Source organism: Pseudomonas poae (assembly GCF_001439785.1).
GTDB lineage: Bacteria > Pseudomonadota > Gammaproteobacteria > Pseudomonadales > Pseudomonadaceae > Aquipseudomonas > Aquipseudomonas poae.
Genome location: NZ_JYLI01000020.1, coordinates 77,617 through 99,365, shown reverse-complemented (window position 1 = coordinate 99,365; position 21,749 = coordinate 77,617). Strand labels below are relative to the sequence as shown.

Annotated in this window: 15 protein-coding genes; 2 read left to right on the top strand and 13 right to left on the bottom strand. The window is 63.4% G+C overall.

Annotated elements, in window-relative coordinates:
- Positions 1 to 191: 191 nt before the first annotated feature.
- The 7 genes from TU75_RS21085 to TU75_RS21055 form a co-directional block, all read right to left on the bottom strand.
- The gene (locus TU75_RS21085) at positions 192 to 1,607 is read right to left on the bottom strand and encodes an efflux transporter outer membrane subunit (RefSeq protein ID WP_060550010.1); all 1,416 of its coding nucleotides are present in this window, start codon (positions 1,605 to 1,607) and stop codon (positions 192 to 194) included.
- Positions 1,604 to 4,783, bottom strand: coding sequence for an efflux RND transporter permease subunit (locus TU75_RS21080; RefSeq protein WP_060550009.1), 3,180 nt, complete (start codon positions 4,781 to 4,783; stop codon positions 1,604 to 1,606). Before TU75_RS21080 ends, TU75_RS21085 begins: the two co-directional genes overlap by 4 nt.
- Before the next feature lie 15 nt (positions 4,784 to 4,798).
- Positions 4,799 to 6,040, bottom strand: coding sequence for a multidrug efflux RND transporter periplasmic adaptor subunit MexE (mexE, locus tag TU75_RS21075; RefSeq protein ID WP_060550021.1), 1,242 nt, complete (start codon positions 6,038 to 6,040; stop codon positions 4,799 to 4,801).
- A gap of 247 nt (positions 6,041 to 6,287) precedes the next feature.
- A complete protein-coding gene (locus TU75_RS21070) occupies positions 6,288 to 6,734 on the bottom strand; it encodes a response regulator (RefSeq protein WP_003234930.1) in 447 nt (148 codons plus the stop codon).
- The gene (locus tag TU75_RS21065) at positions 6,731 to 9,061 is read right to left on the bottom strand and encodes an ATP-binding protein (RefSeq protein WP_060550008.1); all 2,331 of its coding nucleotides are present in this window, start codon (positions 9,059 to 9,061) and stop codon (positions 6,731 to 6,733) included. The genes TU75_RS21070 and TU75_RS21065 overlap by 4 nt, the downstream gene beginning before the upstream one ends.
- Positions 9,058 to 9,711, bottom strand: a complete 654-nt coding sequence (locus tag TU75_RS21060; protein WP_003234932.1) for a response regulator — start codon at positions 9,709 to 9,711, stop codon at positions 9,058 to 9,060. The genes TU75_RS21065 and TU75_RS21060 overlap by 4 nt, the downstream gene beginning before the upstream one ends.
- On the bottom strand, positions 9,708 to 10,886 hold the full coding sequence (locus tag TU75_RS21055; RefSeq protein WP_060550007.1) for a sensor histidine kinase: 1,179 nt from the start codon (positions 10,884 to 10,886) through the stop codon (positions 9,708 to 9,710). The genes TU75_RS21060 and TU75_RS21055 overlap by 4 nt, the downstream gene beginning before the upstream one ends.
- 155 nt (positions 10,887 to 11,041) lie before the next feature.
- Between TU75_RS21055 and TU75_RS21050 the strand changes: the two genes are divergently transcribed.
- Positions 11,042 to 11,560: an SgcJ/EcaC family oxidoreductase gene (locus TU75_RS21050; RefSeq protein ID WP_003234934.1), complete on the top strand. Its 519-nt coding sequence runs from the start codon at positions 11,042 to 11,044 to the stop codon at positions 11,558 to 11,560.
- A 127-nt stretch (positions 11,561 to 11,687) separates the two neighbouring features.
- Here TU75_RS21050 and TU75_RS21045 read toward each other — a convergent pair whose 3' ends face one another.
- From TU75_RS21045 to TU75_RS21025, 5 genes are all read right to left on the bottom strand, one after another.
- Complete coding sequence (locus tag TU75_RS21045; protein ID WP_060550006.1) at positions 11,688 to 13,694, bottom strand: TonB-dependent receptor; 2,007 nt, start codon at positions 13,692 to 13,694, stop codon at positions 11,688 to 11,690.
- A gap of 144 nt (positions 13,695 to 13,838) precedes the next feature.
- Positions 13,839 to 14,219 (bottom strand): DUF2946 family protein, encoded by a 381-nt coding sequence (locus TU75_RS21040; RefSeq protein ID WP_003234936.1) that lies wholly within the window; start codon positions 14,217 to 14,219, stop codon positions 13,839 to 13,841.
- Between the two features lie 208 nt (positions 14,220 to 14,427).
- Positions 14,428 to 14,982, bottom strand: a complete 555-nt coding sequence (locus tag TU75_RS21035) for a cytochrome b (RefSeq protein ID WP_060550005.1) — start codon at positions 14,980 to 14,982, stop codon at positions 14,428 to 14,430.
- A gap of 17 nt (positions 14,983 to 14,999) precedes the next feature.
- Positions 15,000 to 16,466: an aldehyde dehydrogenase family protein gene (locus TU75_RS21030; protein ID WP_060550004.1), complete on the bottom strand. Its 1,467-nt coding sequence runs from the start codon at positions 16,464 to 16,466 to the stop codon at positions 15,000 to 15,002.
- A gap of 281 nt (positions 16,467 to 16,747) precedes the next feature.
- Positions 16,748 to 18,124: an aspartate aminotransferase family protein gene (locus TU75_RS21025; RefSeq protein ID WP_060550003.1), complete on the bottom strand. Its 1,377-nt coding sequence runs from the start codon at positions 18,122 to 18,124 to the stop codon at positions 16,748 to 16,750.
- Between the two features lie 209 nt (positions 18,125 to 18,333).
- On the opposite strand from TU75_RS21025, the gene TU75_RS21020 reads away from it, so the two are divergent.
- Complete coding sequence (locus tag TU75_RS21020) at positions 18,334 to 19,302, top strand: helix-turn-helix domain-containing protein (protein WP_060550002.1); 969 nt, start codon at positions 18,334 to 18,336, stop codon at positions 19,300 to 19,302.
- Between the two features lie 255 nt (positions 19,303 to 19,557).
- On the opposite strand, the gene TU75_RS21015 is transcribed toward TU75_RS21020, so the two are convergent.
- Positions 19,558 to 21,696: a methyl-accepting chemotaxis protein gene (locus TU75_RS21015; protein ID WP_060550001.1), complete on the bottom strand. Its 2,139-nt coding sequence runs from the start codon at positions 21,694 to 21,696 to the stop codon at positions 19,558 to 19,560.
- Positions 21,697 to 21,749 lie beyond the last annotated feature (53 nt).

The following is a 21,749-nucleotide window of genomic DNA, read 5'->3' as shown; positions in this document are numbered from 1 at the left end:
AATTGACTGTACATACCGTTATCGACACTCCTGTGACCCACATTAAGTTGATTGTTTAATTTGAGAAGTGTCTGACAGAAGTTATAACTTGCCACGTAGCTTCTTTCTCAAACCCAAAAAAAGGCCCCGTGACCGAATGGACCACGGGGCCAAAATTGGCTGGATGCGACCAACCAAAGGAGCTCTTTACATTACTTCGCGGTCGCGATGACCGTATTCGGCTGCCAGCCACCGCCCAACGCCTTGTAGATCGCCACGATGCCGCGATACAGGTCCACTTCGGCCTGAGCCTGGGCATCTTCGGCGGCCAGGCGTTCGCGTTGGGCATCAAGCAATACCAAAAAGTCCACGGTGCCTTCGCGATAACGAATCGCCGCGAGGTCGGCGGCGGCGCGGCTGGACTCACTCTGACGGATCAACGACAGCAGGCGCTGTTGGCGTTTGCCGTAATCACTGAACGCATTTTCCGATTCTTCCAACGCCAGCAGCACCTGTTGCTCATAGGTCGCCAGCGCGCCATCGGCCTCGGCGTCCGCGCCGCGCAAGCGCGCACGCACGCTGCCCAGGTCGAACGCAGCCCAGGTAATGCTTGGGCCGAGCGCCCAGGCATTGGCTGCCGACGAGCCGATCTGCGAACCGCGCCCGGCGGTAAAGCCGAGGAAGCCGCTGAGGCTCACCCTTGGGAACAGGTCGGCCTTGGCCACGCCGATGCGGGCGGTGGCGGCGACCAGCTTGCGCTCGGCGCTGAGGATGTCCGGACGCCGTTGCAGCAGTTGCCCCGGGTCGCCAATCGGCAGCGCTTTGGCAATCGCGGGCAGGTCTTTGGGGCTCAGGTCGACGCTGAGCTTGTCCGGGCGCTGGCCGAGCAGGGTGGCGATGCGGTTGCGCTCGCGCACCTGTTCGGCCTGCAGCTGCGGCACGCTGGCTTCCACCGAGGCCAGGCGTGCGTCGGCGCGCTCCACATCGAGCTGGTCGCCCACGCCGGCATCGCGCAGGCTTACGGTGATGCTGCGTGAATCCTGCTGGTTCTTCAGGTTGTCCAGGGCAATGCGCTCGCGCAGTTGCGCACCGCGCAGCTGGCCGTAGGCATCCACCAGTTCGGCAATCATGCTCACTTGCAGCTGGTAAAGGTCGGCCTCGGCCGCTTGCTGGTCGGCGTCGCTGGCCTCCAGGTTGCGCTGGATGCGGCCGAACAGGTCCAGCTCCCAGGCCATGTCCAGGCCCAGGTCATAGCGCTCGCTGTTGACCCGCCGGGTGGTCTGGCCAGGGATCTGCCCTTTGGCCAAATCACTGCTGGCGCGACTGGTGATAGTTGGCATGGCGTCATTGCTGGCGTCATCACGAATCGCCCGGGCCGCCCGCAGACGGGCAAACGCCACGCGCAGGTCACGGTTGCCTTGCAGCGATTGAGTGACCAACTGATTGAGCGTTGGGTCCTCGAACTGCTGCCACCAGATGCCTTCAAATTTGGCGTGATCGTATTGTTTTGCATCCGCGGCAGCGGTGATGTTCGCCGCCTCCGGGGTCTGGGTTTTGTAGTCCGGGCCGACGGCACACGCGGCGAGCGCCAATACCAGCAGGCTCGGCAGGAAGATTTTCACGCTCATGGCTGTGTCTCCAGCTTCAAGGCCTTGGCCGCTTTGCGCGCCTGGCTGCGCTCCACATAGCGACGAATGAGTACGTAGAACACCGGCGTCAGCAACAGGCCGAAGAAAGTCACCCCGATCATCCCGGAGAACACTGCCACGCCCATGGCATGGCGCATCTCGGCACCGGCACCGCTGGACAGCACCAGAGGCACCACACCCATGATGAAAGCGAACGAGGTCATCAGGATCGGCCGCAGACGCAGGCGGCAGGCTTCGAGTACCGCAGCCAGCGGATCAAGCCCCTCCGCCTGTTTGTCCTTGGCGAACTCGACGATCAGAATCGCGTTCTTGCACGCCAGGCCCACCAGTACGATCAAACCGATCTGGGTAAAGATGTTGTTGTCGCTGCCCGAGATGATCACCCCGGTGATCGCCGACAGCAGGGTCATCGGCACGATCAGGATCACCGCCAGTGGCAGGCTCCAGCTTTCGTACTGGGCGGCCAGCACCAGGAACGCCAGCAGCACGCAGAGCGGGAACACGAACAACGCAGTGTTGCCCGAAAGGATCTGCTGATAGGTCAGGTCGGTCCACTCGTAGGTCATGCCGTTGGGCAGCTCATCCTTCAGCAGTTTTTCAATCGCCGCCTGGGCCTGGCCGGAGCTGTAGCCCGGTGCGGCGTTGCCGTTGATCTCCGCAGTGATAAAGCCGTTGTAGTGCATCACGCGGTCGGGCCCCGAGGTGTCGCTGACCTTGATGAAGGTCGCCAGCGGGATCATCTCGCCCTTGTTGTTGCGCACTTTCAGCTGGCCGATCTGGTCTTCGTCCTGGCGGAACTGTTGTTCAGCCTGCACGTTGACCTGATAGGTGCGGCCAAAGCGGTTGAAATCGTTGGCGTACAACGAGCCCAGGTAGATCTGCAGGGTGTCGAAGATGTCGCTGATCGCCACGCCGTGGGTCTTGGCTTTTTCGCGGTCGATGGCGGCATCGACCTGGGGCACGTTCACCGTGTAGCTGGTAAACAGACCAAACAGCTCCGGCACGCCACGGCTCTTGGTGATGATGTTCTGCACTTCCTTGTACAGCTCGTCGTAACCCAGGTTGCCACGGTCTTCGACCTGCAGGCGGAAGCCCCCGATGGTGCCCAGGCCTTGCACCGGCGGCGGCGGGAAGATCGCCATATAGGCTTCCTGGATGCCGGCGTACTGGCCGTTCAAGGCACCGGCAATCGCACCGGCGGACAGGCTCGCGTCTTTGCGCTCATCGAACGGCTTCAAGGTCACGAACACGATGCCGTTGTTCGGGCTGTTGGTAAAACCGTTGATCGACAGGCCCGGGAAGGCAATGGCGCTTTCCACGCCCGGCTGTTTCAAGGCGATGTCGGACATGCGCTTGATCACCGCTTCAGTGCGGTCCAGGCTCGCGGCGTCCGGCAGTTGCGCGAAGGCCACCAGGTATTGCTTGTCCTGGGCCGGCACGAAACCGGTGGGGGTGTGGGCGAAGCCGAACCAGGTCAGCACCATCAACCCGGCATACAGGAACAGCGCGATACCGCTGCCGCGAATCACTCGGCGTACGGTGCCGACGTAGCCATGGCTGGCTTTCTCGAAGAAGCGGTTGAACGGACGGAACAACCAGCCGCCGAACAGCTTGTCGAGCACCCTGGAGAAGCGGTCCTTCGGCGCGTCATGGCTGCGCAGCAACACGGCGGCCAGGGCTGGGGACAGGGTCAGCGAGTTGAACGCCGAGATCACCGTGGAAATCGCAATGGTCAGGGCGAACTGCTTGTAGAACTGCCCGGTCAAGCCGCTGATGAACGCCGCCGGAATGAACACCGCACACAGCACCAGCGCGGTGGCGATGATCGGACCGGTCACTTCGCTCATGGCCTTTTCAGTGGCCGGGAAGGGGTCCAGCCCCAGCTCGATATTGCGCTCGACGTTCTCCACCACCACGATGGCGTCGTCCACCACGATACCAATGGCCAATACCAGGCCGAACAGCGACAGCGCATTGAGCGAAAAGCCGAACAGGTGCATCACCGCAAAGGTTCCGATCAACGACACCGGCACCGCCACCAGCGGAATGATCGACGCACGCCAAGTCTGCAGGAACAGGATCACCACCAGCACGACCAGAATCAGCGCTTCGAACAGGGTGTGCACCACCGCCTCGATGGAGCCGCGCACGAACACCGTCGGGTCGTAGGCGATGCGGTAATCCATGCCTTCGGGGAAGCTCTTTTTCAGCTCCGCCATCTTGGCGCGTACTTCATTGGAGATGTCGATGGCGTTGGAGCCAGGGCGCTGGAAGATCGGGATCGCCACCGCCGGCTGGTTGTCGATCAGCGAGCGCAGGGCATATTGGCTGGAGCCCAGTTCAACCCGCGCGACGTCCTTGAGACGGGTGATCTCGCCGTTGTCACCGGCGCGGATCACGATGTTCTCGAACTCTTCTTCAGTGACCAAACGCCCCTGAGTATTCACCGACAGCTGGAAGCTGGTGTCGGTGGGCGCAGGCTGCGCACCCAGAGCACCGGCCGCGACCTGGCGGTTCTGCTCGCGAATCGCCGTCACCACGTCGGTGGCCGTCAGGTTGCGCGAGGCGGTCTTGTTCGGGTCCAGCCAGACACGCAGGGAGTAGTCGCCCATGCCGAACAGCTGCACATCGCCGACGCCGCCCAGCCGGGCCAGTTCGTCCTTGATATTGAGGATCGCGTAGTTGGACAGGTAGAGCATGTCGTAGCGCTGATCGGGCGAGGTGACGTGCACCACCATGGTCAGGTCCGGGGAGGCCTTGTCCACGGTGATGCCAATGCGCGTCACTTCCTCGGGCAGCTTGGGCTGGGTGCGCGTCACGCGGTTCTGCACTTGCACCTGCGCGTTGTCCAGGTCGGTGCCCAGGGCGAAGGTGATGGTCAGGGTCAGCTTGCCGTCAGCGGTGGATTGCGAGGACATGTACAGCATGTTCTCGACGCCGGTGATTGCCTGCTCCAAAGGCGCGGCCACGGTTTCACCGATGACCTTGGGGTTGGCGCCGGGGAAGTTGGCGCGTACCACTACGGTGGGCGGCACCACTTCCGGGTATTCGCTGATCGGCAATTGAAACAGCGAGATTGCACCCGCGATCAGGATCAACAGCGAAAGTACCGCTGCGAAGATCGGCCGCGAAATGAAGAACTTGGAAAAATTCATCTTGAGTCGTATCCCTTAACCGCGTGGAGTCGCGACAGCGGCGAGCTTGGGCGCAGTTTTTGCCGGCGCTACCTGTTCAAGGTTGCTGGCTTCAAGCGCTTGTCGTTGTTGGGCGAGGGCGGCGAGGGTTTCCTGGCTGGCCATCGGGATGGTCTCCGGGGAAACCGGCGTACCCGGGCGCACGCGCTGCAGGCCTTTAACCACAATGGTGTCGTCCTTGCCCAGGCCGTTGCGCACGATGCGCAGGCCTTCGATCTTCGGCCCCAGTTCCACCGCGCGATAGGCGGGTTTGTCACCTTCCATCACCAACACGAACTTCTTGCCAAGGTCGGTGCCAACGGCTTCGTCGTTGATCAGTACGGCCGAATAGGTGCCGCTGCCCACCAGCTTGAGGCGGGCATACAGACCAGGAGTGTATTCGCCCTTGCTGTTATCGAACACGGCGCGTCCGCGAATGGTGCCGGTGGCCGGGTTAACCTGGTTGTCGACGAAGTTCATCTGGCCCAGGTGCGGGTTGCCGGTTTCATTGGACAGGCCCAGGTACACCGGGGTGGTCGCGCCACGGCGGCCTTGGCGCGCCAGCTCGGTGTACTTGAGGTACACGCGTTCGTCAGCGTCGAAGTAGGCGTACACCTTGTCGGTGGAGACCACGCTGGTCAGCGCGGTGGTGTCGGCCGTCACCAGGTTGCCGGCGGTGATCTCGGCGCGGCTGACCCGGCCGCTGATCGGCGAGGTCACGCGAGTAAAGCTCAGGTTCAGTTTGGCCAGGTCCAACTGCGCCTGGATCCCGGCAACGGCGGCGCGGGCTTCCTGGGCGGCGGTGGTACGCGAGTCGGCCAGCTCGGCGGAAATCGCATTGCTCTGGCGCAGACGATCACCGCGCTGGGCCTCGTTATCGCTGCGGCTCGCGGCAGCCTTCGTCTGTTGCAACTGGGCTTCAAGCTGGCGCACTTGCGCCTGGAACGGGCGAGGATCGATCTGGAACAGCAGGTCGCCTTTCTTGACCAAAGCGCCTTCGGTAAAAGCGACTTGATCAATCTGGCCAGAGACCCGAGGACGAATCTGCACGGTTTCCGGCGCTTCGAGGCGGCCGGTGAATTCATCCCATTCGTTGACCGGTTGTTCCAGCACCTTGGCCACGCTGACTTTCGCCGGGGGCATGGCGGCGGCCTGATCGGGGGTCTTGCCGCAGGCGCTCATCACCACCACGGCCAATATCGCCAGGGGGAAGCGCAAGTGTTTGAGTGACTGTTCCATGAGGTGCATCCGCCAATGTATTTGAGATGGGCGGATCATGCGCGGGGTGGGGGTATGTCACGAATCGAATGAGGCGAAGGTGACTATCATTCGGAATGATATAAGCAAGGTGGGTGTGGGTGATGGTTGGGGCGTGGAGGCATCTGCGTGAGATCTCTGCATCGCTGGCAAGCCAGCGCCCGCAGGGATGCGGATGGTGGCAGATCCTGCCTTTGTCCCGCGTTTCGAGTGACGAGGCTGCCCGGCTTCAGGCGCGTTGCAGCAAGGCAATCTGCTCGGCTGGCACCAGGGTACGCAAGGTCTTGTAGAGCGCGCGGGTTTCCAGCAGGTTCCACACCCGCAGCATGGTTTCCAGCGCATCCAGCGGTTTGCTGATGAAATCCCGCGCGCCGAGGGCCAGGGCGCGCAGGCGCGTGTCGCGGGTGGCGTCGGCGGTGAGCACCAGAATCGGCAGGTATTCGCCGTGAGGAATGCGCCGGTTGAGCTGTTCGAGCACCGCAAAGCCATCGAACTGCGGCATGTGCAGGTCAAGAATCACCAGGTCCGGCTCGAAGCTGTTGAACAGCTCCAGGGTGCGCAGCGGCTCGGTGCTGCTCAGCACATTGGTCAGGCCTTCGCGCGCGAGCAGTTGCTCCACCAAATCGAGGTTCGGGCGTTGGTCGTCGATAATCAGAATGCGCAGGTCAAGGTTCACGCGGGCTCCGGAAAATACAGGTCGAGGTGGGCGAGAAACGCAGGCACGTTGATCGGCTTGTTCAACACGGCGGTGGCGCCCGCGTCCTGCAAGGCCGTGCGGGTAAGGTCGCTGGCGTCGGCAGTCAGCATCAGTACCGGTGTGTCGCGGGTCAGCGGCGCATAGCGCAGACGTTGCAGTACCTGCAGGCCGTCGATGTCGGGCAGTGATACGTCCAGCAGAATCAGCTGGGGCGCATGCTGCGCGGCCAGGTCCAGCCCGAGCTGGCCCTGCATGCTCGACAGCAGCTTGATGCCGGGCCTGCGCTGTAACAGGGTTTCGATCAGCGCCAGGCTGGCGAGGTTGTCTTCGATACACAGCACCTTGCCGTGAATTGCCTGCGCGCCGTGGGCAGGGGCGGCCAACGGCGCGTCGCTGCCCACGACAGCGCCGGCACGCTGCGCATCCTGCACCCGCACCAGCGGCAGCTCCAGGGTAAAGCGCGAGCCGACGCCGGGCTGGCTGTGCACCTGCAGGGTGCCGCCCATCTTCTCCAGCAGGCTCTTGCTCAGCGCCAGGCCCAGCCCGCTGCCTTCAACGGTCGGGTCGGCGCCCAGGCGTTCGAACGGCTTGAACAGTTGCCCAAGGTGCTCGGCCGCAATGCCCTTGCCGGTGTCGCACACCGACACGTCGATGCGTTGGCCGTCCAGGTTGACCTCGATGCTCACCTGGCCAGGGCACAGGTTGTACTTGATCGCATTGGACAGCAGGTTCAGCAGCACCTGGGTAAGGCGTTGGCGGTCGGCGACGATGCCCAGGTCGGGGGCGAGCGCGGGCAGTGGCTGCAACTGGATACCGGCGCCTGCCGCCATAGGCGACACCAGCGTCAGGCATTCCTGCAGCACCCCGGCCAATGGCAGTGGCTCGATGTTCAACGGCAGGCGCCCGGCTTCGATCTTGGCGATGTCCAGCACTTCATTGATCAGCGTCAGCAAGTGTTGCCCCGCACGCAGGATATGGCCGACGTTGGCTTTTTGCGCGGCCGGCGCGTCCATTTCCAGCAGTTGCGCAAAGCCCAGGATCGAGTTGAGCGGGGTGCGCAGTTCGTGACTCATGCGCGACAGAAACTCGCTCTTGGCACGACTGGCGCGTTCGGCTTCCTCGCGTGCGGTGCGCAGGGCGATTTCCGCCGCGCGGCGGTCGGTGATGTCCCGGGTGATCTTGGAGAAGCCGCGCAGGGCGCCGGTGCCGTCGTACTGCGCGGTGATCACCACGCTGGCCCAAAAATGGGTACCGTCCTGGCGGCAGCGCCAGCCTTCTTCGGTGTAGTCGCCGTTGCGTGTGGCTTCGCGCAATGCCATGGCCGGGTGCTGTGGGCATTCCTCGGGCAGGTAGAACACCGAGAAGTGCTGGCCGATGATTTCCTGTTCGGTATAGCCCTTGATGCGCTCGGCGCCGTTGTTCCAACTGGTGACGTGGCCCGCCGTGTCGAGGGCGAAGATCCCGTAGTCCTTGACCCCGTCAATGATCAGCCGCAAGCGCTCCTCGTTGTCGCGCAGCGCGCGTTCGCGTTCGGACAGCAGCAGGCCGGCTTCCACCAGGCGCGTGCCCAACTGGCCGATTTCATCGTGTTCCGGCGGTTGCGGCAGCAGCGGATGACCCAGTGCCAGGCGCTGTGCGTTGCGTTGCACGTTTTGCACTCGGGCGACGATGCCCTTGGACAGAAACAGCACCGCGACGATGGCGCCGAACAATCCGCAGACCGCCGCCAGCCAGGTGGACAGCAGCAGGCGCTCGCGGGTTTCGGCCGCGGCCTTGCTGCGTTCGGCCAGCAACGTGTCCTCCAGCCTGAGCATGGTGCTGATGTGTTGGCGCAACGCGTCGAGGATGTGTTTGTTGCTGATCAGAATGACGCTGATCGATTGCGCCGTGGCCTCGCGGTCATCGAGCATGGCTTGCAGGCCGTCGACCTTGTGTTCGATCAACGGCTTGATTGCGTTGAGTTGCTCGCGCACCCGTGGGTCGCGCACGTTGCTGTCGAGCCTGTGCAGGGCCGATTCGATTTGCGGTCCGGCCGTGCGGTAGCTGGGCAGGAAGTCCTCGCGGCGGGTCAGCAAGTAACCGCGCACGCTGCCCGCCGCTTCGGCCAGCAGGGTGTGCACGGCCTGGATATCGCGTTGCACGCGCAACACCCGACGCACGTCTTCTTCAGCGTGGGCGGTCTGGCGCTCGGTGATGTAGATCAACACCAGCGACAGCAGCAGCACCACCAGTGGCAGCGAAATCACCAGCAGCGCCTTGCCGCGCAATGGCAGGTCGGCCCAACGCTGTGCCTGCAAGCGCCTCATGCCTGGGTCACCAGGCCCAGGGCGATGCCGCGCACCGCCGCCTGGGTGCGGTCGGCGGCGCCCAGCTTGCCGATCACTCGCTCGACATGGGCCTTGGCGGTGCCGGTGGTAATGCCCAGCTGCGCGCCGATTTCGCGGTTGCTCATGCCCGTGGCGACCAGCCCCAGTACCTGGCGCTCCCGTGGCGTGAGGTGTTCCGTGGGGGCCGCGCCGCCGGCGTTGCGCTCGGCCATGCGCCGCAGCAGGCGGGTGCTGACCAGGCTGTTGAGCGCTTCGCCACCGGCGGCCACTTGCTGCAAGGCTGCGATCACCTCGTCACGGCTGGCGTCCTTGAGCAGGTAGCCGACGGCACCGGCATTGATCGCCGCTTCCAGGTGATCGGGGCTGTCGTCCATGGTGAACATCACCACCTTCAGTGTCGGCAGGCGTTGTTGCAGCAGGCGCGCCGCGCCGAGGCCGTTAAGCACCGGCATGCGGATATCGAGAATGACGATGTCCGGCAGCAGCTGCTCGCACAACTCCACGGCCTGCTGGCCATCGCGCGCCTGCCCGACCACCTCGAACTGCGGGTGGCCGGCCAGCAGGGCGACAAAGCCGGTGCGGGTGACTTCGTGATCGTCCGCGAGGACCAGGCGCAGTACATCGCTCATGAGCAGGTTCCGTCGAAGTGGGCAGGCACGCTGGCCTGCAAGCGGGTGCCGCCATCGACCGTGCTGGCGCAAGTGAAGCGCCCGCCCAGCAGGCTGGCGCGCTCCTGCATGGTGGCAAGCCCCAGGTGCCGGGCGTCATCGCGTGGCTGCCCTGCGGCAAAGCCCCGACCGTTGTCGTCCACCCGCAGAGCTGCCTCGGCGTCGCGCAGTTCCAGGGCCAGGTGCACCTGGCTGGCCTGAGCATGCTTGAGCACATTGTTGATTGCCTCCTGGCCGATGCGGAACAGGGCGATCTCCACCTGGCTGGGCAAGCGCGTGTCGCAGTGCGCCTGCCAGAACACGTGCACACCGGCTTCGCGCAGGCGATCGGCCTCCTTGTCGAGGGCCTTGAACAGGCCAAAATCGTCGAGCACCACGGGGCGCAGGCCGGCGATCAGTTGCCGGCCTTCACCGACCGAGTGTTGGGCCAGGGTGAGGATGGCCTGCAGGTCGGCGGCCAGGGCATCGGGCAACGGCGGGCAGCGGCCGGCGAACCCTTGCAGGCGCTGATGCAGGCCGGCGAGGGTTTGTGCCAGGCCGTCGTGCAGGTCGTAGGCCACGCGTTTGCGTTCGTCCTCCTGGGCGTGCAACAGCCGGTTGACCAGCTCGGAGAGATGTTTGTCGCGGGCCTTGAGGGTGGTCAGCAGGCGTTCGTTTTCCAGGTGCGCGGCCAGCAGCGTGGCGAGCAATTGCAGGGATTCGGCGTCTTCATGGTCCGGCGCGCGCAGGCTCACGCTATTGCCCAGTACCAGCACGCCAAAGGTGCCGCCGTCGCTGCCGCGCAGCGGTATGTGCAGCACGCTGGGCAGCGCCTCGCCCGGCAGTTCCTGCCAGTACGGCGCGCGCCGGCTGCGGTCGGCGAGGGTCGCCAGACGGGCAAGGTGGGCCGGGTTGCCTTGGCAGGCGCTGGTATGGGCGACGCCCCTGGCGTCCCATTCCTGCAGCAGCCCGTGGTCTATCGCCAGAAACGCACAGGCCCGTTCCAGCACGCGTTCGCGCATGGCGGCGGGAGCCAGTTGGGCCAGTTCCTGCCCGGTGTCGACCAGCAGGCGCAGGCGCGCGGTGCGGCTTTGCGATTGCCTGAAGTGCGCGCGCATGGCCAGGGCGCTGGCGGGGTCGTGAGGCGTGTTGTGCATGTTGAGTGCTCAGGGGCGCGAGGCAGCTATTAGACCTCGCCGGGCACCTTGGGCGCTATCTGCCAAATGGCATAGGCAAATGACTCCGGTTGGCCGATGGCGGGAGGAGGGCGGCTTGGCAAAGTGGGCTCAACGCACACAACCGGAGCATCGCCATGAAATCCAGAACCGCCGTCCTCGCCCTGCTGTTTGCCTTGAGCGCACCGCTTGCCCAGGCTGCCGTAACGGCCCCTTATGTGTACCTGGACGTGGCCCAGGCGCCTGTCAACGTGAAAGACCGCGAGATTGCCGGGCTGTTCGACCGCTGGAACAGTGCCCTGCAGACCGGCGATGCCAAATCGGTGGTCGAGCTGTATGCGCCGGACGCGGTGTTGCAGCCGACCGTATCCAACCAGGTGCGCACCACGCCGGATCAGATCAGGGATTACTTCGATCACTTCCTGGCGCTCAAGCCGGTGGGGCAGATCAACTACCGCGAGATCCGCCAGTTGGGCAGCAATGTGGCGATGGACAGTGGGGTTTATACCTTTACGTTGACCGAGGCCAATGGCGGCAAGCGGCAGGTGCAGGCGCGGTATACGTTTGTTTATGAGCAGGTTGGGGGGCAGTGGAAGATTCTTAATCATCACTCCTCGGCGATGCCGGAAGTGCAGGTTCGGCAGGCCAGGCAGTGAGCGGGTTTGTGGCCATATCCGTGGCTTTAGAACCGACCAGGATTGGCTGCCGAACGCTGTACAAACTATGGGAGGGGGCAAGTCCCCTCCCACATTTGGATCTCCATTTGTCTGATGGATGTCACACCTAAAAATCCAACGTCACCCCACTCATCACCGTCCTCCCATCCCCCGGCGAATGCAGCGATGCCCTGGCCCCATCCGGGTCATACCAGGCGTACTCGTAGTAACGGTTAGTGAGGTTCTTCACCTGCAGATCAACACTGACCGACTCCGTCACCCGGTAAACCGCGCCAAGGTTCATCAACACATAACCCCCGTAAGTACCCTGGGTATTTTCCCGCTCCAGATAATAGTGAGTCTGCCCATTCATCCACGCGCTGAGTTGCAGGGCCGGCGTAGCCTGATAACGAATGCCGGCGTTGTATAAATGATGGGGGATATGATCAATCTCGCGGCCTTTGCTGCCCGGCAACGTGGCGCTGGGCTGGAGGATTTTCGAGTATTGCCAGGCGTACGCCAGCCAGATCTCGGTGCGTTCGTTCGGACGCAGGTTGAGTTGCGCGTCATAGCCCCAGCGGCGGGTTTGGCCGACGTTGTCCGACTCGCCGCTGGGGTCGTTGAGTCGGCGGCTGACTTCGCCGCTGGCCTGCTGTTGCCAGTAGGCAATGCGCCCATCGACCCAATCGGCAGGCGTGAACTTGATGCCGGTTTCCCAGCCCTCGTTGATCGACGGTGCCAGGTCGGTGTCACGCGGCGGGATTTTATAGGCGGCTGCCCCGGTGCCCACCTGGAAGGTGCGCCCCCAGTTGGCGTAGACGCTGGCCACGTCCCAGGGCGAATACGTCACGCTGAGCTTGGGTTGCTTGATCAGCCCGTAGTCGTTGATGGCGTAATCCGTGCCTGTCATCTGATTGGTGAAGTCACCCTGGATCCGGTCGGCGCGGTACGCGGGAATGATCTTCAGCGATTCGAACGGTTGAATCTCGGCCTGCACGTACGCGCCCAAGGTGTCGAAGTCGAACTGCTGATCCCGGGTCTGCGCCAGGCGCGCGCGGTTCAGGGTGCGGTAGCGCTCGCTGGTGTTCTGCTGGCGCTGGATATCCGCGCCGCCTTCCAGGGCGAAGCGGTACAGGCCGCTGACGACGGGGCGCCAGGTCAGGGAGGTGAGGGCGCCGTACTGGGTCTCGTAAGCGTCCCGTTCCTGCTGGGCGCTGGTGCGCCAGTACTGGGTCCAGCGTCGGTCATCGAAGGTATTGAGGTAGGTTTTGGCCGACCACGAAAGCGTCTCGGCCAGCTCGGTATCAAGGTGCAGGCTGAGCTGATTCATTCGCCGCGTGCCTGTGTCGCTGGCGTTATAGACGTTGCTCATGCGTGGATGCTGGTGCGCATCGTCGGCGCTCAGATAACCGGGTTCCTGGGCCTGGGTTTCGTAATGGCGGGCGATCAGGCCGATACGGTAGCGATTGTCGTCCGGGGTGTAGAACCATTTGCCGGACATCGACACTTTGTCCGCTTGGGCATGATCGCGATAGCCGTCTGCTTTCTGGTAGGCGAAAAAGTAATTCTGCGTCCAGTTGCTGCCCTCGATGCCTTTGGCGAACTGGGTTTCACGGGTGTCATCGCTGCCGTAACGAATGCGCGCACGGGTGTAGTCGCCGCCAGTGCGGGTGAGCATGTTCACGTTGCCGGCGATGTTGTTCAGGCCATAGCGGGCATCACTGGTGCCGCGCACCACTTCGATGCTGTCCAGTTCCAGCGGAAAAACCATGTCCATGAAGGGCATGTTGCCGTCGTTGCTGTTGCTGGGGATACCGTCGATCAGCAGCTTCACCGCGTTCACTTCGCCTTCGCCGTTGAAGCCGCGAAACGAAATCTTGCCGGAGGTGGTGCCCTGGTTGAACTCGGTGAGCATCACCCCCGGCGCCCGGCTGAACAGCTCCCAGCTGTAGTTGACCGGCATTTTCTCCACGATATCGGCACCGAGGATGTCCACCGAACCGAGCACGCCGTGCGTGCCGAGCGGGCCGCTGTCAGCGCTTGTGCCCTGGATCGCGACCGCGCCGAGGGTGAGGGCGGAGCTTTCGTCCGCCGCGGCCAATGAAGTGAAAGCAAGCAGGCCCACCGAGAGCATCGGCCAGAGTGAGCAGGGCACAGCCACACGCTTTGCGCGCGGCAGAGTAGATGGAGCAGGCATAAGGCACGCTTCCTGAAACCTGAAAAACGTCAATGACGTTCAGCCACGCAAACGCGCGGCTGAAACATGAAGTTCGGTCAATCAGGTCACAGGAGAGGCGCGCGGACTCAGGCTCGGCCAGCGAATCCTGGGATGCAGCGCGGGCAGCAGCGGATCATCAAGGACGATATCCGGTGCATGACGCGGCAGAAAATGACGGTAATGGCTGGACGGCAACGCCGCCAGACCGGCATGCCCGCAGCAACAGTCACCGTGCTTCATCTCACCGGACGAGGGCGCCGACTTGAACGGCACGACCAGCTTGTCAAAGCCTGGCGGCAGCGCGTGCGATGAACAAAACCCACCCCACAGCATCAACCCGCCATCCGGCGCTTGCATCGCACGGCCGAGCGGCATGGCCAGCATATTCAGCAGCAAGGCCAGGCAGGCAATCCAGGGGCTGATGCGTGAAAACATGGGCATCAAGGCAGTCGACACAAAGGGGACGCTATTTAGCCGCAGTTAACCGCCCAAGTGAAAGCGCAAGGCATGCGCCATTTCGCCGCAGCTCAACGCTTGGCTTCGCTAGGGCGGAACCTACGCCGTAACCGCAGCAACGAATATGTACCCAGTCAGACCGCCATCGGGAGCAAGCCCCCTCCCACATTTGACCGCATCCCCCAGCAACACCTCAGAGCATCCGACGCAACACATCGTTACGCGGGTCCTTATCAAAAAACCGATGCTTAAGCGCCCCCATAACATGCACCACAATCAACCCAAGCAACGTATAAGCGCACACCTTGTGCAACCTCTGAAATACCACAAACCACTCATCATTCTTGCCCAGCAACTCCGGCAAGTTCACCCCGAAAAAAAACACCCCATCACTCATCGTGTAAGTGCTCGACATCGAGTAACCCATCAACGGCACCGCCACGATCAGCACATACATCGCCCGCTGCACCAGCCGTGACAAAAACCGCTCGTGGGCCGCCAAGGTGGCAGGCGGTGACGGCAGCACCGGCGTTCGCCAGCGCAACACGATCTGCACCAGCACCAGCATGAACGCCAGCACCCCGAAGGATTTGTGCCACGGGTAATACAACTCGTATTTGCTGGCCACTTCATCGTCCAGCCCGGTCATATGCCAGCCCGCCCAGAGCAGCCCGGCGATCAGCACCGCGCGCGCCCAGTGCAGAATGCGCAAAGAGGTTGGATATCGGTCAATCATTTCGCTGTTCATCGATATCTCTCCATTGATCAAGACTGCGAGCCACTGGGCAGCAACACCGTGATGACCTTCTCCTCGGTATAGGCCAGCGCGCCGCCAAACCCGCCTTCACGGCCGATGCCGCTGGTTTTGACGCCGCCCCACGGCAGGTTGGCGTCCAGCGGGCTCCAGCAGTTGATGCCCACCGCGCCGGCCTTCACCGCTGCGGCCACGCGATGGGCGCGCACCAGGTCGGCGGTCCACACGGTGGCCGCCAGGCCGTAGGCGGAGTCATTGGCCAGGGCCACGGCATCCACCTCGTTGTCGAACACAATGATTGTGCCCACCGGGCCAAAGATTTCGTCGCGGGCAATCGCCATGTCATTGCGCGCGTCGGCAAAAATGGTCGGGCGCACGAACCAGCCCTGATCCGGGGTCGACACGCCGCCAGCGAGCAGGGTGGCGCCTTCGTCAATGCCTAACTGGATGTAGCGATTGACCCGCTCCCATTGCGCCTTCTTGGCCACCGGACCCATCTGGTTACCGGGCTGACGCGGGTCGCCCACCTTGACCGCCCGCGCCGCCTCGGCAAGCGCCGCCGCGAAACGATCGGCGATGCCACGCTGCACCAGAATGCGCGACCCAGCCGCACAAATCTGACCCTGGTTGGCGAACAGGCCAAGGCTGCAACCGCGCAGCGCGTCCTCGAAGGAAGCGTCGTCGAACACGATCTGCGGGCTCTTGCCGCCCAGCTCCAGGGCGACATGCTTGAACAGCACCCCGGCGGTGCGCTGGATCTCACGCCCGGCCTCGGGGCTGCCGGTGAAGCTGATCTTGGCGATGCGCGGATGCTCACACAGCGCCCGACCCACCTCATTGCCGTAACCGGTGACCACATTGATCACACCGTCCGGAAAGCCTGCTTCCTGCGCCAGCATCGCCAGGTGCAGGGCCGACTGCGGGGTTTCTTCCGAAGGTTTGATCACCACCGTGCAACCTGCGGCCAGCAACGCCGCGAGCTTCCACACGGTGATCATCAGCGGCGAATTCCACGGCACAATAGCCCCGACCACGCCCACCGGCTCACGCACGGTATACGACAGGGTTTTGGTGCCGAAATACCCTCCGCCGGGAATGGTCCGCCCCTCCAACTGATTGGCCCAACCCGCCGCCGCGCGCAGATTGGCCAGCACATTGGGCAAATCCATCCGTCGCGGCTCCAGCGGTGAACGCCCGATAGCATCGGCGTCCATATCCGCCAGCAACTCACTGTCGCGCTCCACCAGATCCGCCAGCTTCAACAACACCCGAGCGCGCTGCGCCCCATCAAACCGACTCCACTCGCCGCGCTCAAGCTGCTCAAACGCCGCATTCACCGCCCGGTCCACATCCTCCACCGTACCCCGCGCAAAACTGCCATAAACCGCCTCCGTCACCGGATTCACCAACTCAACCCGCCCACCCTCCGAAGCCTCGGAGGCCAAGCCATTAATAAAATGCTTCAACTGCTGAGTCATACAGCCTCCATAAAAATTCGTTTTTGATCTGCTTTTGATTTTGATCTCAGGCGCCCCGTCAACCACGCTGGCCGCATACCGAGCCTGAGCGAGGTGCCGAGTGGTGGGGCAAGAGCCCTTTGGTTACTTTTGGCTGGGCCGGCATTCCGGCTCTTTCCAAAAGTGACCCGCCGTAAGGGCGGAACCAATCTCCGCCATCACCGCAGCAACGGATATGTAAACCGTCAAACCGCTATCGCAGGCAAGCCAGCTCCCACAATCCACACCCGGTGCGGCCCGGATCACTTCTCAAGCGACCCCAGCGCCTCCCGAAACACATCCAACGCCCTGAAAAACAACCCCCGCGTAATCGTCAACGAAGGCATCACCCGCATCACATTCCCGTACCGCCCGCACGGGATCATCAACACCCCATGACTCATCAGAAACCCCATCAACGCCCCAATTTTCTGCGGCGCCAACGGCGCTTTGGTCAGCGGATCCTCCACCAACTCAATGCCGATCATCAGCCCACGCCCACGCACCTCACCCACAAACCGGCTGCCAAACCCACGGATATATTCCTGCGCCTCCAGCCCCAGGCTATGCGCACGCCCCAGTAGGTCCAGCTGCGGGTCCTGCAGAATGGCGATATTGGTCAGCGCCACCGCCGCCGACAGCGAGTTCGCCGCGAAGGTATTGGGCATCGACCCATCAGGAATCTGCGCCGCCAGATCCGAACGCATGATCAACCCCGCCATCGGCAGGTCGCTGCCGATGCCCTTGCCAAAGGTGAGCATGTCGGGCTTGACCCCCGCGTGTTCCACCGCCCACATCTTGCCGGTGCGCCCCGCGCCGGACTGCACCTCGTCGACGATCAACAGCGTGCCGCTGCGGTCGCACGCCTGGCGCAGAATCTGCAAGAACTCCGGCGACGGCGGCACGTAGCCGCCTTCGCCCTGCACCGGCTCGACGATCACCGCCGCCACGTCATCGGCGGCGGTGTAGGGCGTGTTCAGGAGGTAATCAACGTACTCGCCGGCGATCTGTTCGGCGCTCTTGTGCGTGGTGTCGAACGGGAAGCGATAGGCGTAGGGGTAGGGCGCATGAATCACGCCGCCCATCTGCGCGCCGAAGCCCTTGCGATAGGCAGTGCCGGTGGTGAGCGAGCCCGAGGCGTTCCAGACACCGTGGTAACCGCCGTGGAAGGCGATGATCTGGTGGCGCCCGGTGATGCGCTTGGCGAACTTGATCGCCGCTTCCAGCGCATCGCTGCCGCTCTGGGTGAAGAAGGTGATGCAGTCACCACGCAGGCCGTCCGGCGCAATCTCGGAAAGCTTGGCCGCCAGCTCGGTACGCCGGGTGCTGTTGATTTCCAGGGCGTGCATCAGCACTTCGGACTGGTCGCGGATCGCCTGCACCACTTTGGGGTGGCAGCGTCCGACGCTGCTCACGCCGACGCCGGCGGAGAGGTCGATATAGGTGTTGCCGTCCGGGTCCTTGAAGGTGGCGCCAAAGGCGCGGTCCATGGCGATCGGCATGCGGCCGCCGCCGCGCGCCATCGACTCGGTGCTTGCCGACAATGCCAGGGCCTCGCAGGTTTTGGGGCCGGGCAGGGCGTCGGAAATGATGCGCGGGGCATCGGCGAAGTGGAGGGCTTCAAGCTGGGCTTCACTCATGATGGATCTCTGGCAGGTCTATTCAGGTGTACCGATCATCGGCGTGACCTGCCCGAGACCGGTATCCCGAATCGGCACATGGGTGCGCCGCGCAGCGGATTTTTGCCGACCTGAAATAATGCTGAAATATTGCAATATCCGGCCTTTGTGCGACTATCTGGCACGAAGCTGGCTTTAAAATAAAAAAATTGCGGAGAGCGTCGCGCATTATGAGAAGTCAAAGCATCGGCCATTTTCACGATGTGCATGTGCACGCGGCCAACGTTCAGCAGTGGCACCAGGACTACAGCCAGCTAACCGGTGGCTCGGCCGAGAGTTCGCTGATGCAGTTGACCACCGCCGCAAGCCACGTTTTCCTCGAGCAGATCAACCAGCGCGTGGTGCAGCACGGCGTGGCGCCACGCAACAAGATGTGCTTTGCGGTGCCGATCAATGTGCCGGGGTCGGTGCGGATGCAGGGGCGGGAGGTCGATGACAGCAGCCTGTTCTTCCTGCGCGGCGGCGAGGAATTCATGTTCCATATGCCGATGGGCATGCAATTGCTGTCCATCACCTTCGAGCGCGAATTGTTCGAGCAGGCGCTGGCACACACGGCGTCGCCCAGGGACCTCAGTCTGTTGCTGCGTCAGCCGGTGATCAGGGTTTCTCCCCAGCGCTTCGCCGATGCCCGCCGCCGTTTGCTCGCTCTGTTCGGCCAGGCCATGGCTGGCGAGCTGCGTGACTCACACGCGCGCTTGCTGGAGCGGGCGCTGCTCGACGAGCTGGTGCAACTGATGAGCGATCCGTCCTGCGACAAGCAACAGCGCACGCCCAGTTCCACGCGCAGTTTTATCGTCGAGAAATGCCATCGCCTGGCGACCACCGGGCAGTTCGACGTGCCCAGCGTCAACGACTTGTGCGAACGCCTGCAGGTAAGCCGGCGCACCGTGCAGAACAGCTTTCGCGCGGTGGCCGAGACCACGCCGCTGAACTACCTGCGCGCCATCAGGCTCAACGGCGTGCGTCGCACCCTGATGTCCACGCCCGCCGCGCAGCTTTCCATCGGCGATGCGGCAGCGCAGTGGGGGTTCTACCACCTCAGCCATTTTGCGGCGGAGTATCACGCGTTGTTCGCCGAGCTGCCGTCGCGCACCTCACGTGCTGCTTCTCATCAAACACACAGTAGCGTGTTGATTTAACACCCAACGTTTCAGACAGCGACATTCCTGTGGCGAGCGGGCTTGCTGTGGCGAGCGGGCTTGCCCCGCGTTGGGGTGCGAAGCGCCCCCACTCCAGCAAAAAGCGGTGTACCTGATACGGCTCAGCGCCTGGTTTTGGGGCTGCTGCGCAGCCCAACGCAGGACAAGCCTGCTCGCCACAGGGAATCTGCGCTTAACTGAACGGCATTAGTGCAAGCCCGCTCGCCACAGCTTCCCTCATTGGTACAGCGGTCGCTATACGCGGAACTGGTCCATCAGTTTCATCTGCTGAGTGGCCCGGGCGTTGAGTTGGCTGCTGATCTGCGCCGACTCGGCGGCCTGCTCCGTGAGCGTCTCGGTGACCCCCCGAATGGTCGCGACGTTGCGATTGACTTCCTCGGCCACCGCGCTCTGCTCCTCTGCGGCACTGGCTATCTGCAGGTTCATGTCACTGATCACCGTCACCGCCTCGCTGATCCTGCCCAGGGCTTGCACGGCCTGATGGATCTGCCCAGCGTTGTCCTGGGCCAGCGTCTGGCTGGCGTGCATGGTGGTCACCACGCCCCGCGTGCCGCTCTGGATGCGCTCGATCACCAGGCGTATTTCCTCCACCGAGTCCTGGGTGCGCTTGGCCAGGTTGCGCACTTCATCGGCCACCACCGCAAAGCCACGGCCGCTTTCGCCGGCACGCGCCGCTTCGATGGCGGCGTTGAGGGCCAGCAGGTTGGTCTGCTCGGCAATGCCGCGTATCACCTCCAGCACCGAGCCGATCTGTTCGCTGTTGACCGCCAGCGCTTCGACCTCGGTGACGGCCTTGCTGACCTCGCTGGCCAGGGCGGTGATGTCGCGGGTGCTGCGTTCGATCAGCATGATGCCATCCCTGGACGCTTGATCGGCCCCGCGCGCCGCCTGGGCCGCACTCGAAGCGCTATGGGCCACTTCATGAGCGGTGGCGCTCATCTCATTGGACGCGGTCGCCAGCTGGTCGATCTCGCGAAACTGCACCTGCATGCCTTCGCTGGTCTGCCGTGCGATGTGCGAAGACTGGTCGGCGGTGCCGCGTGCGTCAGTGATGCTCTGCTTGATCTGCGCGATGGTCGGTTGCAGTTTGTCGAGGAAGCGGTTGAACCAGCCCACCAGTTCGCCCAATTCGTCTTTTTTGCGGTAATCCAGGCGTTGGGTCAGGTCGCCGTCGCCGCTGGCAATGGCCTTGAGCATCTGCGCGACGCTGTTGATCGGGCGTGTCACGCCGGAGGCGGTGAGCCAGATCAGCAGCAGGCCCAGCAGCCCGGCGCCGATGGCCACCAGTGACGCCATGAGGGTGTCGCGGGTCTGCGTCTGATCGAGCAACGACTGCAAGGCCACCGAGTCGGCCAGCAACACCTGCTTGGGCAAGTCGATGACCACGCCCCATGGCGCCGCGTCGGGGATCGGCGTCACCGGGTAGACTGCGCGGATCAAGTCGTCCTGGGCCAGCACCTGCGGTTGTTTTTGCGCCAATGCCGCGAGCAGCGCCTTGCCCGCATCGCCCAAAGCGGCGGCGAGCGGTTCGCCGACCTTGCCGGCGTCCTTGCTGTAGGCGGCGAGCACGCCGCTGTCGGACACAATCAGCATGCTGCCCGAACCGTTGAACAGCGTGCGCTGGGCCTCGCTGGCGGCCGCTTGCAGCGCGCCGAGGGCAAGGTCCACGCCGAGGGTGCCGATGACCTTGCCGTCGGCAATCAACGGCATCGACAGCGTGGTCATCAGTTGCACCTGGCCGGCCTGGGTGTCGGCGTAGGGCGCCATCAGGCAGGTACGCCGCGTGTCACGGGGGCAGGTGTACCAGCTGTTGTAGGGGGCGCCGCTGATGCTCAGCTCGGTTTTCTGCAGATCGGTTTCGGGAATCAGGATGTTCACCGCCGGGCCTGCCCCCCGGTTCCAGGCGCTGGCGAAGCGTCCGGTTTCGTTGGAGGCGCGCGCGGCGTCGTTGACGAATTCGCTGTCCTGACCGCCCAGCGCATTCGGCTCGAACACCAGCCACAGACCCAGTACCTGGGGATTGCGTTCGAAGGTGGTGTGCAGGCTCTGGTTCAGTTCCTCGCGCAAGGCGGCCGCCGGCAACCCGCGCTGTATTGCCATGCTGCGCAAATGGGTCGCCTGGTCGGCGAGGCCGGTGATCAGCAGCAGGTTGTTGCCGAAGGCCCGCTGCAGGTTACTTGCCTGCTCGGCGGCCTTGGCTTGCAACAGGTTTTCACCGCTCTCGGTCAGCATCCTGCCGCTGGAGGTGCTGATCAGGCGGTTGTTCTGGCTGCTCTGGTAGAGGTTCATGCCGACGATCAGGCCGATCACGCCCAGAAGGCACATACCGGACAGCAAAATGATTTTCAAGCGGATGGAAAGGGCGTCGAGCATGGGAGGATCTCGCAAGTGAGCGTGCCGGTTGACCATCGGTTGGCCAGGGCCAC

Excerpts from the sequence above, each read along its gene's own strand:
- TU75_RS21080 (WP_060550009.1), bottom strand. The coding sequence starts at position 4,783 with ATGAATTTTTCCAAGTTCTTCATTTCGCGGCCGATCTTCGCAGCGGTA.
- TU75_RS21015 (WP_060550001.1), bottom strand. The coding sequence starts at position 21,696 with ATGCTCGACGCCCTTTCCATCCGCTTGAAAATCATTTTGCTGTCCGGT.
- TU75_RS21055 (WP_060550007.1), bottom strand. The coding sequence starts at position 10,886 with ATGCACAACACGCCTCACGACCCCGCCAGCGCCCTGGCCATGCGCGCG.
- TU75_RS21060 (WP_003234932.1), bottom strand. The coding sequence starts at position 9,711 with ATGAGCGATGTACTGCGCCTGGTCCTCGCGGACGATCACGAAGTCACC.
- TU75_RS21035 (WP_060550005.1), bottom strand. The coding sequence starts at position 14,982 with ATGAACAGCGAAATGATTGACCGATATCCAACCTCTTTGCGCATTCTG.
- TU75_RS21040 (WP_003234936.1), bottom strand. The coding sequence starts at position 14,219 with ATGCCCATGTTTTCACGCATCAGCCCCTGGATTGCCTGCCTGGCCTTG.
- TU75_RS21030 (WP_060550004.1), bottom strand. The coding sequence starts at position 16,466 with ATGACTCAGCAGTTGAAGCATTTTATTAATGGCTTGGCCTCCGAGGCT.
- TU75_RS21050 (WP_003234934.1), top strand. The coding sequence starts at position 11,042 with ATGAAATCCAGAACCGCCGTCCTCGCCCTGCTGTTTGCCTTGAGCGCA.
- TU75_RS21065 (WP_060550008.1), bottom strand. The coding sequence starts at position 9,061 with ATGAGGCGCTTGCAGGCACAGCGTTGGGCCGACCTGCCATTGCGCGGC.
- TU75_RS21085 (WP_060550010.1), bottom strand. The coding sequence starts at position 1,607 with ATGAGCGTGAAAATCTTCCTGCCGAGCCTGCTGGTATTGGCGCTCGCC.
- TU75_RS21020 (WP_060550002.1), top strand. The coding sequence starts at position 18,334 with ATGAGAAGTCAAAGCATCGGCCATTTTCACGATGTGCATGTGCACGCG.
- TU75_RS21045 (WP_060550006.1), bottom strand. The coding sequence starts at position 13,694 with ATGCTCTCGGTGGGCCTGCTTGCTTTCACTTCATTGGCCGCGGCGGAC.
- TU75_RS21025 (WP_060550003.1), bottom strand. The coding sequence starts at position 18,124 with ATGAGTGAAGCCCAGCTTGAAGCCCTCCACTTCGCCGATGCCCCGCGC.
- mexE (WP_060550021.1), bottom strand. The coding sequence starts at position 6,040 with ATGGAACAGTCACTCAAACACTTGCGCTTCCCCCTGGCGATATTGGCC.